Source organism: Paraflavitalea sp., from assembly GCF_059502485.1.
The window spans coordinates 1,144,556-1,159,375 of the sequence record NZ_JCACET010000011.1 but is presented as its reverse complement, the minus strand read 5'-3'; the positions used below and the strand labels follow the sequence as shown (position 1 = coordinate 1,159,375).

Annotated in this window: 13 protein-coding genes; 2 read left to right on the top strand and 11 right to left on the bottom strand. The window is 48.1% G+C overall.

Annotated elements, in window-relative coordinates; all coding sequences use genetic code 11:
- Positions 1-73 precede the first annotated feature (73 nt).
- The 3 genes from AC5JBY_RS32365 to AC5JBY_RS32355 form a co-directional block, all read right to left on the bottom strand.
- Positions 74-751 (bottom strand): hypothetical protein, encoded by a 678-nt coding sequence (locus AC5JBY_RS32365; protein WP_495908854.1) that lies wholly within the window; start codon positions 749-751, stop codon positions 74-76.
- 30 nt (positions 752-781) lie between these two features.
- Positions 782-2,476, bottom strand: coding sequence for a hypothetical protein (locus tag AC5JBY_RS32360; protein ID WP_495908853.1), 1,695 nt, complete (start codon positions 2,474-2,476; stop codon positions 782-784).
- Positions 2,477-2,884: 408 nt separating this feature from the next.
- A complete protein-coding gene (locus AC5JBY_RS32355) occupies positions 2,885-3,490 on the bottom strand; it encodes a porin family protein (protein WP_495908852.1) in 606 nt (201 codons plus the stop codon).
- A gap of 141 nt (positions 3,491-3,631) precedes the next feature.
- Here AC5JBY_RS32355 and AC5JBY_RS32350 point away from each other — a divergent pair, with 141 nt between their 5' ends.
- Positions 3,632-4,237: a hypothetical protein gene (locus AC5JBY_RS32350; protein WP_495908851.1), complete on the top strand. Its 606-nt coding sequence runs from the start codon at positions 3,632-3,634 to the stop codon at positions 4,235-4,237.
- Positions 4,238-4,322: 85 nt separating this feature from the next.
- Here AC5JBY_RS32350 and AC5JBY_RS32345 read toward each other — a convergent pair whose 3' ends face one another.
- The 8 genes from AC5JBY_RS32345 to AC5JBY_RS32310 all read right to left on the bottom strand — a co-directional run bounded on the left by AC5JBY_RS32345 (position 4,323) and on the right by AC5JBY_RS32310 (position 11,329).
- A complete protein-coding gene (locus AC5JBY_RS32345) occupies positions 4,323-5,108 on the bottom strand; it encodes an L-fucose dehydrogenase (RefSeq protein ID WP_495908850.1) in 786 nt (261 codons plus the stop codon).
- A gap of 15 nt (positions 5,109-5,123) precedes the next feature.
- Positions 5,124-5,978, bottom strand: a complete 855-nt coding sequence (locus tag AC5JBY_RS32340; protein WP_495908849.1) for a fumarylacetoacetate hydrolase family protein — start codon at positions 5,976-5,978, stop codon at positions 5,124-5,126.
- Between the two features lie 81 nt (positions 5,979-6,059).
- Complete coding sequence (locus tag AC5JBY_RS32335) at positions 6,060-6,626, bottom strand: LutC/YkgG family protein (protein ID WP_495908848.1); 567 nt, start codon at positions 6,624-6,626, stop codon at positions 6,060-6,062.
- A 47-nt stretch (positions 6,627-6,673) separates the two neighbouring features.
- Positions 6,674-8,077 carry a lactate utilization protein B gene (locus AC5JBY_RS32330; protein ID WP_495908847.1) on the bottom strand — a complete coding sequence of 468 codons (1,404 nt, stop codon included), beginning with the start codon at positions 8,075-8,077 and terminating at the stop codon, positions 6,674-6,676.
- 7 nt (positions 8,078-8,084) lie between these two features.
- Positions 8,085-8,822 (bottom strand): (Fe-S)-binding protein, encoded by a 738-nt coding sequence (locus AC5JBY_RS32325; protein ID WP_495908846.1) that lies wholly within the window; start codon positions 8,820-8,822, stop codon positions 8,085-8,087.
- 2 nt (positions 8,823-8,824) lie between these two features.
- The gene (locus tag AC5JBY_RS32320; protein ID WP_495908845.1) at positions 8,825-9,589 is read right to left on the bottom strand and encodes an SDR family NAD(P)-dependent oxidoreductase; all 765 of its coding nucleotides are present in this window, start codon (positions 9,587-9,589) and stop codon (positions 8,825-8,827) included.
- An 87-nt stretch (positions 9,590-9,676) separates the two neighbouring features.
- Entirely contained in the window at positions 9,677-10,972 is a 1,296-nt protein-coding gene (gene fucP, locus AC5JBY_RS32315) for an L-fucose:H+ symporter permease (protein ID WP_495908844.1), read from the bottom strand.
- 6 nt (positions 10,973-10,978) lie between these two features.
- Positions 10,979-11,329 (bottom strand): L-rhamnose mutarotase, encoded by a 351-nt coding sequence (locus AC5JBY_RS32310; protein WP_495908843.1) that lies wholly within the window; start codon positions 11,327-11,329, stop codon positions 10,979-10,981.
- A gap of 355 nt (positions 11,330-11,684) precedes the next feature.
- Here AC5JBY_RS32310 and AC5JBY_RS32305 point away from each other — a divergent pair, with 355 nt between their 5' ends.
- The gene (locus tag AC5JBY_RS32305) at positions 11,685-14,819 is read left to right on the top strand and encodes a SusC/RagA family TonB-linked outer membrane protein (protein WP_495908842.1); all 3,135 of its coding nucleotides are present in this window, start codon (positions 11,685-11,687) and stop codon (positions 14,817-14,819) included.
- The last annotated feature ends 1 nt before the right edge of the window (position 14,820 follow it).

Genomic DNA, 14,820 nt, shown 5'->3' with positions numbered 1-14,820 from the left:
ACAGTCTTTTCACTCGGAAGATAAAGGATTATTATGATATATCTTCCCACCCTTGCGTTGCCCCTGTATTATTTTACCCGATTGCCCGTGCGGGCGGCGCAAAACTGCGCGATCTGCGTATTTGTATCAACAAAAAGGCCGCTCCGGCTATGATACACACGATGCCGGCTATAGCAAACAAATTGATGGCAGCCGGTTCCACGTCCAGTTTATAAGTAATGATCGCATTGCCAAAAGTATCAGTGTCCTGTTTGATGTCGCTGGCCCCGTCAGGCAGAAACAGCTTCTGCAATTGGTGAATCAGCGTGCCACCGGATATCAGGTTCCCGGTAAGCAGGTAACAGTTGTCGGAAACCTTCGTCACGTTCGGGTTCTTCATGTCGAGCTTTACTTCCCACAACCCTTTGCCTTTGTATTGCGCCAGGCTCCTTGCTTTGAGCGTGGTGAGTGAGGTGCGATCGCTCTCATTGAGATTGGTCTTTACATCATCGATGATATAAGAAGCCATCTGTCGCTCCATATCCCTTTTAAAAATGGTGGGATTGCTGGCCACGGAACTGGCCTTGAAACCCTGCCACTGCATGGCATTCATCTTCATGCGCAACTCCAGTGTGGCATCCCCCAGTTTATCGATATGATAGTCGATCTCCTGGTTGAGCCCGGTGGGGTCCTGCTGTTGCTGACGCGCCATGACATGGCTGGTAAAGAACAGACATACGAGCAACAATATATAAGCTGATAAGTATTTCATAAATGAGCTGTTGAGTTGGTTGAGTAAATGTTAGCGAAGCGATCCAAGAATTTGTTGAGCCAGTTGCGGATTACCATTGTTGATACTCACGATCAATCCTTCCACACGGTCGCCACGTGCCCTTAAGCCACCGATCCAGGGAAAACTTTGACCGTTGCTGCTACTGACGCCATTCACGAGCGTATAGCCATTCCTGCTGCCCGCAGCCTGATATTGCATCTGCATACCATTATTCTGCATCAGGTTACGCAAGTAATCCAGCGCCTGGTTTACATTCGAAGCCCCTTGGAAATCGTACACTTCGGCAGTAGCCGCCTGGTTGGGCGTTCGCATCACGGTGATGAGCATGGGTACTTGTGGATAAGGACGGTTCAATACTTCCGATCCGCTGGGATAAGCAAAAGAGATATTGCGGCTATACTGTACAAAGCCGGCATTGCCGCCGCCGCCGCCTCCATCATTTCCGCCACCGGTATTTCCACCACCGCCACCAGTGCCATTGTTGGAAGGAACGTACACCACATTATTGCCGGGTGCACCACCATTTTCCCAATTGGCTGCTACTTCATCGATCTTCTGGCGGGTAAAAGCGTCCTCTTTCAATTCCATGGGAATGATACCCTGCGTTAGTCCCTCTGTTACATCCACGATGAAATAACGGTCATCACCCATTTGCATACGTTGGAAAAACTCTTGCAGTTCCTTCATGCCGATCTGTAATGCCTCGTCGGCCGATTTAGAGCCGCCAAGACCTGCACCGCCAATAGAAGTAGCCTCGATCGCATAATATTGACCATTCAGCTTGAAGCCGGGGTAAGCATGCCCCGGAATATAGAACACCACGGGGTCGAGACCTGCATTACGCATGATGCTGGCATACAAAAAGCTCAGCTCGATACAAAGACCAGTATTATTGCTGATTACTTCGCGCGGCAGGCGAATGCGTTGCACGAGGGTTTGTACATCACCTGTACTGGAGGGCACCGCCTGTGTGCTGCTATACACCATGCCCGAACGTAACGTCGCTTCATAAATACCTTTGAGGAAACGTACACCCTCTTCGGCAGTGCGCGTCACGCCGGCCGTTTCACCCTTTAATATCTTTTGTTGGATCTTACCGGTGTAGTACCGCACGGCAGGATCTTCGGCAGTGATAAAACATACGGAGAGCGGATTGTTTTGCATCATATCACCAAAGCTGGCAATCTCTGAGGCAGGCATATCGGTATAGGCAAAATCACCAGCCGCCATCATGGTAAACGAGAAAGTCTCCTTCACTTCCTGGCGGTTGCCCTTCGGTCCCCAGGTAATGCGCACTTCTGCTTTCTCTTTCGATTGAGAGTTCTTCTCCGTGATCTTCTGGTCAAAGGCAGGATAACCCATGGCCACTACAGTTTGCCCGGGCAACACGTGAGCCGCAGCAGGCGCTTCAGTCCACTCGTCGATATATTTGGGAATGCGGTATTCCACCTTCATATCCTGCACCATTTCGCCACTGGGGTTTTCGATCACTGCTTTAAACAGGTTGTAGCGCCCACCAAGAACTTCAGGATTGGCGTACACTTTATAAGCTGCAGGCATAATGTAAGTGGCCGGCTTGATCTTTACTTTCAGATCAGCCGCACCGCGGAAAAACCAGCCATAAGCCAGTAAGAGGATGCCTGCTCCCAATAGCAGGACGGGCATCAAATGTTTCTTAAAAAAGGAGGGGGTAGTTGTTTGCATAATTAGTCGGTTCTGCTCATATATCAACCGGATTGGCCGGAGGTGAACAGCCGACGGGAAGTTTTTTGTATTACTACCATTGCAGTACCTCATATACCTCCCATAGTCTTCCTATATCCCTCCCGTAGTCCTCCCATAGCTCCCCCATAGTTGCTCCCTATCAGAAGCATGGTAATAGTAAGACAATAGTAAGGTGATAGTAAGGCAATAGTAAGAGAATAGTAAGACAACAGGGCTCAAATGCAGGCTGGACGCGGAAATGTGTTTTTGCTAGCTGGCAAATTCAGTCCCATGGCGCTTTGGCCGAAAATGGAGATAATATCATGTTGATTCCCAAACATGGAAAAAGGCCTGTTGATCAGGACGATTTATATCTAAACAAGATACGAAAAAGCCCAATGTAGCACCTCACAGCATGTAAAATAGCCCCGCCTGTATCACCCGGTTGGCGCCATCACGGTTGCTGCCGATATAGTCGCCATTCTGGTCAGTGAGCATGCCTTTTACCAGCCCATAAAAGCCATAATTATAACGCACTTCCAGGCCGAGCGAAGAATTGATTTGCCAGGCGCCACCCACGTCAAGACCCCAATCGAAACGCTCGAAATTCTGCGTCACATCGCGCGTACTGGTGGAGAACTTGGAATTGGCTTTCACCAGGTAACCGAATTCGGGCCCGATAAGAAAGCTGAATTTGCTGCCGACGGGAATGCCGGCCAATATGGGTACAGCTAAATAGTGATACCGTACATTCCCCTGTCCATCAGACCCGATGGCAGGAAACCGGTATCCTTTGCGGGAATATTGCACCTCCGGGCGAACGAAGAAACCATCGGTAACATGAATTTTTGCCAGTAATCCTGCATGAAACCCAATACTGGCCATTTCAGGGTCCACCTTTTTGTACTTGATAGTATTGATATTGATGCCGGTTTTTATGCCTACATCCACCTGGGCCAGGAGCGCCAGATGGCAGAACAAGGTTGTCACAAGCAGGAAGCTGAACTTTTTCATATGCGTGTGGGTTTTCGCTTGCCTAAATATAGTTCGCTTTTCAGGATGCTGCTATAGCCGGATGGTTAAATACTCCTTAATGCTGGGCATCTGTGGCGCAATTTCTATGTAAATTACCCGCCAATGGCATCCCTTTAAAACATGAAACAAGTTACCCTATATAGCATTTTTATTGTCACGCTCACGACCCTCGCCCCGCAGGTGAAAGCCGATACGGTTGATAATTTTCAGGTATACCTGAGAGATAAGCTTGAGCTTACTGAGGGCAACTACCATCCGGTAGTATCAACCCGTAAAGCGCTGGTGCTTACGCTGGCCGATAGCAATGAGACCATTAAGGTCAATTACAGCCATTGTATAGCAGGGGCTGCGGACCGCAAGATTGTGATCTGGAATGGCGAAGAAATATTGTTTAGCCGTTCATTCCCGGATAAACAAGTAGAAAGCATGATGACTCTTCCCCTCAAAGACATTGCCGGGCTGTACAATTTGCCTGACAATTCCTTTTTAAGAATGTATTATTATGATGACCGCTCAGTGGATGGAGTGCTGATCGCTGAAATACGCATGGATCTGCCTGATTTACCCAAGCCGTTGAACAAGTCTGCCAATCGAAAAAGTACAGATCAATCTATATTGGAATGGAGTGTTGCAGGAGGCATGATACTTGTGCTCACATTTATGGCATACAGAAAGCTCTTCAGGAAACCACAGGCAGAACGGTGGGGACAACGAAAAAGCAAATAGCAAAACCTGACTGATAAAAATAAAACAGGGTGAACTACTTGCCAAAGAGTTCACCCTGTTTCATTATAAAGTGAAGGGCTGATAATTATTTGCTGATAGCCCTGTCAAGATGCACGTAACCGCCATCCACATGGATTAACTGACCGGTGGTATGGCTCGATGCAGACGAAAGCAAAAAGGCAGTGGTATTGCCTAATTCCTCTGCTGTAGTCATCCTGTGCTCCAACGGAATTTTAGATACGATGTCTGCCAGCTTTTCTTCGGAGTTAGGCAAGCTGCTGATCCATCTTTCATACAATGGTGTCCAGCACTCTGCCACAATGATGGCATTTACACGAATCCCATAAGGTAGCAGCTCCACGGCCCATTCACGGGTCAGCGCATTGCGCCCGCCATTGGAAGCTGCATAAGCCGACGTGCCACCCTGACCGGTCTCGGCAGTTTTAGAACTGATATTCACAATAGCGCCCTTCGATTTCTTCAGCTCAGGCAATGCATAATGAGCGATCAGGTAATAGTGCACGAGGTTCTTGTGCAGCGAAGCAATAAACCCTTCATAGCTGCCATTCTCCAGACCAACACCATCATTCACACCGGCATTATTCACGAGCCCGTCAATGCGACCAAATTGTTTGATAACTGCTTTTACGGCCTGCTCGCACGCTTCCGGCTTGGTAAGCTCGGCTATTACTTGCGCAGCCTGACCACCGGCAGCTTTGATCTCGCTCACCGTTTTCAGGTTGTCCTCCTCATTGCGTCCCAGTATCACCGGGATAGCGCCTTCTGCAGCCAATACTTTGGAAATACCTTCCCCGATACCTTTGGCGCCACCAGTTACGATGATGACCTTATCTTTTAATTGAAGATCCATACGGCAATAATTATTTTATGGTTGATAAGCTTTGGCTACCTGTTTGCTGGTGCCGAGTCCGTCGATGCCGAGTTCCATTACATCACCCGGTTTTATGTAGACAGGAGTAGGTTTCTGTCCCAGGCCCACGCCGGCAGGTGTTCCGGTTGAAATGATATCGCCCGGAAGCAAGGTCATAAACTGGCTGAGATAGGATACAACGAAGTTTACATTGAAGATAAAGTTGCTCGTATTGCCATCCTGCATCATCTTTCCATTCACCGACAACCATAAACGCAGATTGTTGGGGTCTTTGATCTCGTCGCCAGTAGCGATCCAGGGACCTAATGGAGCAAAAGTGTCACAGCTTTTACCTTTCACCCACTGGCCGCCACGCTCCAGCTGAAATTCACGCTCACTGTAGTCATTGTGCAGCGCATAACCAGCGATGTAACCGGCTGCGTCTTTTTCTTCTACATAAGAAGCCTTTTTACCGATGATCACGGCCAGTTCAACTTCCCAATCAGTTTTAACGCTATTCTTAGGGATGATCAGGTCGTCATTAGGGCCTACAAGCGCAGTAGTAGATTTGAAGAACACAACCGGCTCCTTAGGAGGCTCCATATTACTTTCACGCGCATGATCGGCATAGTTGAGGCCAATACAGATGAGCTTGGAAGGTCTTGCTTGCGGCGCTGCCCAGCGAACAGATGCGGCGACTTCGGGCAGGGTAGGCTTTTTATCGAGCGCTGCTTTCAATTTGCCAATACCATCTTCAGTAAAGAAAGTTTCATCATAATCGCGTGTGATAGATGAAGCGTCATATCTTTTTCCATCCAGCAATACACCAGGCTTCTCCTGCCCAGGTTCTCCAAATCGGATTAGTTTCATATTCTTTTAAGTATGTGTTTCTATTTATAATGTTGTGTTCCTACTGTATTTAGCTCGCAGCTCGAGGCTCATAGCTCACAGCTATTCTACAATAAACACCTGCAAACTCCTCGGTCCATGCGCACCGATCACCAGCGATTGCTCGATATCAGCTGTTTTGGAAGGTCCTGCAATAAACACCCCATAATCAGGATTTTGCTTTCCCATCACGCCATACGCCTGGTGCATATTGCCTACCAGCGTTTGCTTTTCGATCAGCAATATTAAATGTTGCGTAATGAACGGCAGTACCCTTTCCACACAATCTTTATCGGTAAGCCATACGGCCCCATTTTCAGCCACGCCCAATTGCCCTTTCAATACCACTACATCGAGCAGCGCCACTTCCTTTAACAGTTCCTTATTGGCGGCGGTGTCACCCTGTATAAAGTTGGCAATGCGTTTGGCGTCAGGATATACTTCCTGGATCTTTTGAGCCAGTTCTTGCATTCCGTTCAATAGCGTTACAGCTCCTCCGGCCTTGTTGATGGCAGCAGTAAAGGCAGCCACAAGGTCATTGGCAGCAAAAGTAAATGCTGTCATCTCCGGTAAAGGCACCAGCGCTGGTTTATTCTGTTTGGCGGCCGCCAATATCTTCTCTCTGCTCATAATGTTCTACTTACTACCACTTAATTAGAATTAATATCAACGTGTCTTTACTGCCGATTGCCGGTTGCCGATTCACGACCTTCATTCTTCTTATACCACTCCCTGAAACTCTCCTTCGGCGGCTCAGGCAATTCCCTTTGCTTGGCCCACGGATTTAGTCTTTTATTCATAGCCAGCCCCGGGAACCAGCGCAGGAATTTGCGTGCCCATTTGCCGGCAAAAGAATAACGTGTTGGAGACGACAACACACCAGCCATCACTTTCATGCTGGCTGTTTTCGCAGCCGGCACATAACCCTCCTGCGTCAATACTTGGCGCCACTGGTACAGCTGATTATGAATGTCGATCTTGACCGGACATACATCTGTACAGGAACCACATAGGGTAGAGGCAAAAGGAAGGTCGGCGTTCTTGCGCATATCGAGGTTAGGCGCCAGTATAGCACCGATGGGGCCGGCAGTAGCATTGTGGTAACTATGCCCGCCACTGCGCCGGTACACCGGACAGGTATTTAAGCACGCACCACAGCGGATACATTTCAGCGAATTGCGGAAAGCTTCACGCCCCAGTTGAGTAGTACGGCCATTGTCGACAATGACGATATGCATCTCCGAACCTTCAGCAGGTTTGCGGAAATGGCTGGAATAAGCAGTAATATTTTGTCCGGTAGCATTCCGCGCCAGTAGGCGCAGAAATACACTCAGGTGTTCAGTGCGGGGAATCAGTTTTTCAATACCCATGCAGGCAATATGTACTTTGGCGAGGTGAGCGCCCAGGTCGGCATTACCTTCATTGGTACAAACTACGATAGCGCCGGTTTCGGCCACGGCAAAGTTTACACCGGTAATGGCAATATCCGCGGCAAGGAATTTCTGCCGCAGGTGCTCCCGTGCAGCAAGCGCCAGGTACAGGGGATCGGAAGCTCCTTTTTCAGTGCCAAGATGCTGGTGGAATATCTCACCCACCTCTTCTTTTTTGATGTGAATGGCGGGCAACACGATATGGCTGGGCATCTCTTTGTTCAGCTGTACGATGCGTTCACCAAGGTCAGTATCCACCACTTCAATACCCTGCGTTTCGAGATACTCGTTGAGGTGGCACTCTTCGGTAAGCATGGACTTGCTCTTCACGATCTTCTGTGCGCCATGTTTGGCCAGAATGCCATGCACGATCTTATTATGCGCTGCTGCATCGGCGGCCCAATGAACGATGACGCCATTGCTGAGCGCGGCCGCTTCAAACTCCTGTAAGTATTCATCCATGCGCGAGAGCGTATGCTCTTTGATCTGTGATGCCAGCTCACGCAATTGCTCCCACTCAGGAATTTCATTTACGATCTTATCCCGCTTGTGCCGCACGAACCACAAAGTCTCATCATGCCACTGCACACGCTCCTTGTTCTTAAGAAACTCTGTGGCCGCTTCAGCGTGGGGAATAGTGTTTGTATTCATATCATATCTATAAACCCGAAACCAATACTTCAGATATATGCATAACTTCCAACGGAAGCTTTTTTCTCCTGATCAAACCCTCCTGGTGCATAAGACAGCTTACGTCGGTGCCGGTCACTACAGTAGCTGCATGCTTTGTGTAATCATCGATGCGCGAAAGGCCCATCGCCGAGGATACTGCTTCTTCTGTAACACAGAAAGTGCCACCGAAACCACAACATTCGTCAGGCCGGTCAAGGTCCACGAGTTCCAGACCTGCTACCATCTTTAACAACTGTAATGGTTTGGAAAAGGGAGAGACTACTCTTTCCGAGGAAGAAGCGAGTTTCAATCCCCTTTGACCATGGCAGCCCTGGTGCAAGGCCACTTTCCGGGGAAAAGATGCTTTGATCGAATCGACTTTTACTACATCCGTAAGGAACTCACACAGCTCATACACCCTGCTGCGTACGGCTGTAGCAACATCCTCCTGCTTGTGATCGTGCAGGTGATCCTTCACATGCAGCACACAGCTGCCGGAAGGAGAAACGATATAGTCGTATCCGGTAAAAGCTTTAATGAAATTACTGTTGCAGGAGCCGGTCAAATGCTCAAAACCGCCGTTGGCCATTGGCTGGCCACAGCACGTTTGTTGCATAGGATATTCAACGGGTAACCCGAGGTGCTGCAACAACTTCAAAGTAGCAATAGCCACCTTGGGATAAAACTGATCTACATAGCACGGAATAAACAGGGCAACACGCATCATTAAGTATTTAACTTGATAAACCCGCCATCGATGGGGTAATCGCAACCGGTAATGAAACCAGCCTCATCACTGCACAGATACAGAAGAAGTGATGCTATTTCTGCCGGCTCGGCCATGCGCCCAATTGGCTGGGTCTTGGACAATTTTTCAAACATCTCCGCCTCACGGCCGGGATAGTTATTCTTTAAGAAACCATCTACAAATGGAGTATGCACCCGTGCCGGGGATACCGAATTGCAACGGATATTTTCATGGATATAATCCTTGGCTACTGACAACGTCATAGACATTACAGCGCCTTTGGCAGTAGAGTATACAAAGCGATCATTCAGGCCCACCCATGCCGCAACAGAAGCCATGTTCACGATCACACCACCTTTGGCAGCCCGTAGTTGTGGTATGGCAGCATAAAGACAGTTGTACACCCCCTTCACATTTACATTGATAACACGGTCAAAATCGGCTTCGGAAGTAGTGTCAGCTTTACCGATGTGGGCAATACCGGCATTGTTCACCAATATATTCAGAGCACCGATGTTGTTGAAAGTTTCCAGCGCATCGGCTTGGCTGGCCACATTACAACTGTGTGCAGTGGCCTTACCACCCGCAGCAATGATCTCCTGCACCGTGGCGGCGGCATTTTCTTCACTCAATTCAATAATGTGCACTTCCGCGCCTTGCTTGGCAAACAATACCGAGATGGCCCTGCCAATTCCACTTCCGCCTCCCGTAATAACTGCTTTTTTACCGGCTAATGAAAACATCTGATTCTTAGAATTAAACGTGTAAAATTATATGTATAACTGTATGTAACTGTCCTGCTCTAACAGCGGGTTGCTAACTCCTAAAACCTAATTGCTGACACCTTTTATCTTATGTCCTTTCCAGCCAAAATAAAATACCACAACAAAACAAAGCAATGGTATCAGATAGCCATCCTGGATATTATGCGTAGCATCGGCAATAATGCCCGACAGAGGTGGCAACAACGCACCACCTACAATAGACATCACGATCAGGCTCGATCCCAGTTTGGTATCGTTGCCCAGGTCCTGAATACCCAGTGAAAAAATAGTTGGGAACATGATACTCATAAAGAAAGCAATCCCAATAAGTGCATAAACTACAACCATCCCATGACCATAAATAGCCAGCAGGGAAAGAAGTACGTTGACAATAGAATATAAGGTCAGCAGTTTAGCCGGTTGCACGTATTTCATCAGGAAAGTGCCGGCAAAGCGGCCAACCATGAAAGCCAGCCCATAACCCAATCCTAAATAATATTTTGCTGCTACCGTTTCTTCGAGACCTACTGTTGTGGCCATTCTGATGAAGAAGCTGGACACGCACACCTGTGCACCTACATAAAAGAATTGTGCGATCACTGCCCAGGTGAGATGCTTGTGGCGGAATGCATGCAGAAAGTTGCCACTATGATCTTTGGTGCCCTCTTCTTTAGTGTCGGGCATCTTGGTAAAGTAAATAACCACTGCCACCAGCAAGATGATAATGCCGAGTATCAAATAAGGCATCTTCACGCTGTCGGCTTCAGATTGCAGATACGCGTCCCTGGCAGCAGCACCCATAGCTTCCAGTTGTTGCTCTGTATATTCTTTACCGGAAAGAATAAAAGTGCCACCAATATAAGGCGCAACCATGGCTGCGAGTCCATTGAACGATTGAGCCAGGTTGAGACGCTGAGTAGCCGATTCGGGAGGCCCCAATACAGTAGCATAAGGATTGGCAGCTGTTTCTAAGAACGTGAGCCCACAGGCAATGATGAACAAAGCGCCAAGGAAGAAAACATATTGGCGCGTATCCGCTGCAGGGAGAAACAGGAAACAGCCAATGCCAAAAAATAGTAATCCCAACAAGATACCTGACTTGTATCCAAACTTTCGCATCACATAACCCGCAGGCAATGCCATCAGGAAGTAGGCAATAAATACAGCCGAATCAACCAGCGAAGATTGCAGGTTGTTGAGCCGGAAAGCCTTTCTCAGGTGAGGGATCAGGATAGGGTCGAGATTATGTACAAAACCCCAGAAGAAAAATAAGCTGGTAACGAGAATGAAAGGGAGCAATAACGACCGCCCCGTTCCGGCAGAGTTTGGTTGGACTGTTGTAGGCGAAGCAATTCCTGGCATAGCTGATTATTGATTGTTATTTAGGTCAAATATTTTATCCATTAATAACCATTTCTCTCCCGGCTTTGCCGAAGGCAACGCCTGCTGATATTGCCACATCAACTCTTCCCAGCGTTGTACGGTAGGGTTGGCAGCATCGGCAATACTTTTCTTATCAAAAGAAAAATCAGCATTCACTTCCATGATCATGAAAAGACGGTTATCGATACGGTATATCTCCATGTGCTCGATGCCGCTGGAGCGGATGGATTGGAGTATTTCGGGCCACACGGCAGTGTGATAAGTTTCATATTCCGCAATCAGCACCGGGTCATTCTTCAGGTCCAGCGCCAGTGCATATCGTTTGTTGGTACTCATATATTTATACTGGGTGATCGAAAGTAAATCAATGACGGGTCAATCCATCCTGTACAATCCCGTATTTCTAACCTCAATATTCATGAATGTTCTTCAAAATACATATGCCTTGCCAAAATAGGTTATTATAATGGCAATAACATGAAATCTCGCTGGTCAATTTGTTGCGTAATTGCATACGTAACCTGCTTAGACCTGCAATTAAACAAAACGGCTAACGAATTAATTGCTTTATCCTACCCCGGCACAGAATGCTGGGGTGGCAGGGCTTATAAACCCCATTCAAAAACGTTCCTGCTATCACTGTCAGCGACAAAGGCAATGATGGCAAAAACACTTGAAAATTGCATGCTTTATGGAAAAGAAGCTCTTCTCCCACACCCGGGCGCCGTACAGGGCCAGGCCCTGGTGGTGTTTCCCGCTATTAGTTCTGTGCTCCCTGCTTTTTTACACGTCTGCACAAGCCCAGTCCCGGCAGATCACGGGCATCGTTACCGATCTGAAAGGTAATCCACTGGCGGGCGTAAGCGTTAACCTCAAAGGAACTACAACCGGTGCTACTACCAATGCAGAAGGTAAGTACACCCTCACGGTTCCCGACGACAAAGCAACCCTGGAATTTAGCTTTGTAGGCTACCTCACCAAAGAAGAAAAAGTAGGTGCCAAAACAACGATCAGTCTTTCTCTCAGCGAAAGTACCTCCAACCTTGATGATGTAGTCGTGATCGGGTACGGTGGCAAACAAAAGAAACGCGATGTCACCGGTTCGATCTCGTCTGTTAGCTCCAAGCAGATCGAAGAGCGCCAGCCGATCAACCTGTTCGATGCCTTGCAAGGCCAGGGCGCCGGTATCCTCGTGGTAAACGATGGAGGTGGAGCACCCGGTGCCGAAGGTACTATCCAGATCCGTGGAGCCTCTTCACTCAACGCGGGCAACGGACCGTTGTACCTCGTAGATGGGGTGATTAATCCCAACGGCTCCAGCATCAACCCGATGGATATCGAGCGCATAGAAGTATTGAAAGATGCTGCTTCCGCTTCCATCTACGGTTCCCGTGCTGCCAATGGTGTGATCATCATTACCACTAAAAAAGGTAAGGAAGGCAGACCACGCATCGACCTCAACTTCACAAACACATTTGGTAAACTGGCCCACAAGCTGCCGATGAACAACGCACAAGGTGTGCGTGATTTTAGAAGACTGCAGAATGATAACCCCGGCGCTGGTGGCAATACGGATTCACTGAACCCTGGTTTCAACGCAGATAATGACCTGCAGGACCTGCTGCTGGGTGAAACCGGCAGAAAAACCCAGATCAACCTCGGGGTTGCAGGCGGTCGTCAGGGACTGTCATATTATACAGGTCTTAACTACCTCGAAGACAAAGCCATCATCCCCAACAGCTATATCAAAAGAGTACAGGCTCGTACCAATATCGATTACCAGGCTACGCCCAAACTGAAGTTTGGTAGCAACATCACCTTCGTTTGGCAAAAAGGAAATGCCATACCGGTAGGTCGCACAGTGAACGTTGCGTTTGATCGCCCTGCTTTCTCCCGGATATTCTATCCAGATGGTTCACTCACCAGCTACATTGGCTCCAAGCGCAATCCGCTGGCCAATGCACTGTATGAGATCAACCAGACAGAAACCATGTCGGGTCAGCTCAACAACAATATCCAATACCAGATATACAAAGACCTGACCTTTACAACGATGTTCAACGCGATCCTGGAAAACAGGCAGAACATCAACTTCTCTCCACGCTTCCTGTCAGCCAATAAAGACCAGAACAGCGGATCGAATGAAATAGCCAAGAACTTTTTCTGGGAATACCAGGCCTTCTTCAACTACAACAAGAAAATTGGCGACCACTCTATTCAGGGCACAGTAGGATTTAGTGCAGATAAAAGAAGGAATGATCTGAGCCATACTGAATACAGGAACGTGGTCAACGAAGAGATCTTTGTTACTTTCCCTTCTTACATCTTCCCGCTTGAATCATATACGGACGCAGTAGGCGTTACCAGCCAAAACGTGTTTACCCGCTGGAACTATAGCTACAAAGGCACCTACAACGTATCCGGCGTTTACCGTCGTGATGGTTCTTCGCGTTTCGGTCCACAGAATAAGTATGGTAACTTCTTCTCTGGTTCTGCTTCCTGGCGCTTCTCTGATGCAAAGTGGATGGAGTGGTCAGCAGGCTTCCTGAATGATGCACGTATCAGGGCCGGTTATGGACAGGTAGGTAACGACCAGATCGGTTATTACGATCACCTCACCAAATACCAGTTCGATGGAAGTTATGGCGGCGTGGGTAGTGCTATCACCAGCAACCGTTTCGGTAACAACTTCATCAAGTGGGAAACAGTAATACAAAAGAATGCAGCCATCGAATTGAGCTTCTTCAAAGGAAGACTCAACTTCTCTGCTGAGTATTATATCAAAACCACGAAAGATCTGTTGTATGATCGCCCGCTGGCCAACGAAACAGGATTTACGGTCGTAACGACCAACGTAGGCTCTATCGAGAACAGAGGCCTCGAATTCGTAGTAGGTGGTACGCCCATTGTTGCTAAAAACTTCAACTGGGATATCAGTGGCAACATTTCCTTCGAGCGTGGTAAGATCATAGAACTGGCAGATAATGTACCATTCGTAGCAGGAAGCAAATGGTATGTAGAACCAGGCGGCCCCATCGGGAACTTCTTCGGTTGGAAAAACCTGGGCGTATACCAGTGGGATGAATCCAACGCCTACACCGCCAATTGGGAAAAGCTGACAGTAGTATTGGATAAAGACGGCAAACCGTTGTATGAGAACGGCAAGGCTGTTTATACTTACAAAGGAGCGGCCTATACAGACAAAGTGTACAGCCTGTACGATCCTGCCGGAAAGTTCAGAGGCGGAGATACCGAATGGAAGAATATGAATAGCGATAGCTTGATCAACGATGCCGACAGGCACGTGATCGGGAATTACCAACCCGATTTCTACCTCGGTATCATCAACAACTTCAGGTACAAACAATGGGGCTTATCCGTATTGATCAATGCATCATCTGGTGGCGTGATCTACAATACCCTGCAGTACAATGCCAACTATCCTTCCAATACAGGTCCCGGTTCTCCACAGGTATTGGCAAACTCCTGGAGAAAACCCGGCGACATTGCTACCATGCCTTACTATCCGCAAAGAACCAACCGTGGTAGCTTGAAAGCAGGCGGTAACAGCCTTTACCTCGAAGACCGTTCCTTTATCCGGTTGTCAAGCGTAAGACTTACCTACACATTGAAACCAACCTGGTCTAAAAAAGTGTATGCAAAAGGCATTACCGCCTTCGTGTTTGGTTACAACCTGCTCACCTATACCAATTATTCCGGCTACGATCCTGAGTTCAGTTCCGGCAACGTGCTCACGCCGGGAGAAGATGGTGGCAAATACCCCAAGCGCAGAGAAGTAGGTATAGGTGTAAATCTTAATTTCTAAA

Coding starts and splice junctions, on each gene's coding strand:
- AC5JBY_RS32305 (WP_495908842.1), top strand. CDS start 11,685: ATGGAAAAGAAGCTCTTCTCCCACACCCGGGCGCCGTACAGGGCCAGG.
- AC5JBY_RS32325 (WP_495908846.1), bottom strand. CDS start 8,822: ATGCGTGTTGCCCTGTTTATTCCGTGCTATGTAGATCAGTTTTATCCC.
- AC5JBY_RS32355 (WP_495908852.1), bottom strand. CDS start 3,490: ATGAAAAAGTTCAGCTTCCTGCTTGTGACAACCTTGTTCTGCCATCTG.
- AC5JBY_RS32360 (WP_495908853.1), bottom strand. CDS start 2,476: ATGCAAACAACTACCCCCTCCTTTTTTAAGAAACATTTGATGCCCGTC.
- fucP (WP_495908844.1), bottom strand. CDS start 10,972: ATGCCAGGAATTGCTTCGCCTACAACAGTCCAACCAAACTCTGCCGGA.
- AC5JBY_RS32365 (WP_495908854.1), bottom strand. CDS start 751: ATGAAATACTTATCAGCTTATATATTGTTGCTCGTATGTCTGTTCTTT.
- AC5JBY_RS32330 (WP_495908847.1), bottom strand. CDS start 8,077: ATGAATACAAACACTATTCCCCACGCTGAAGCGGCCACAGAGTTTCTT.
- AC5JBY_RS32310 (WP_495908843.1), bottom strand. CDS start 11,329: ATGAGTACCAACAAACGATATGCACTGGCGCTGGACCTGAAGAATGAC.
- AC5JBY_RS32350 (WP_495908851.1), top strand. CDS start 3,632: ATGAAACAAGTTACCCTATATAGCATTTTTATTGTCACGCTCACGACC.
- AC5JBY_RS32320 (WP_495908845.1), bottom strand. CDS start 9,589: ATGTTTTCATTAGCCGGTAAAAAAGCAGTTATTACGGGAGGCGGAAGT.
- AC5JBY_RS32335 (WP_495908848.1), bottom strand. CDS start 6,626: ATGAGCAGAGAGAAGATATTGGCGGCCGCCAAACAGAATAAACCAGCG.
- AC5JBY_RS32340 (WP_495908849.1), bottom strand. CDS start 5,978: ATGAAACTAATCCGATTTGGAGAACCTGGGCAGGAGAAGCCTGGTGTA.
- AC5JBY_RS32345 (WP_495908850.1), bottom strand. CDS start 5,108: ATGGATCTTCAATTAAAAGATAAGGTCATCATCGTAACTGGTGGCGCC.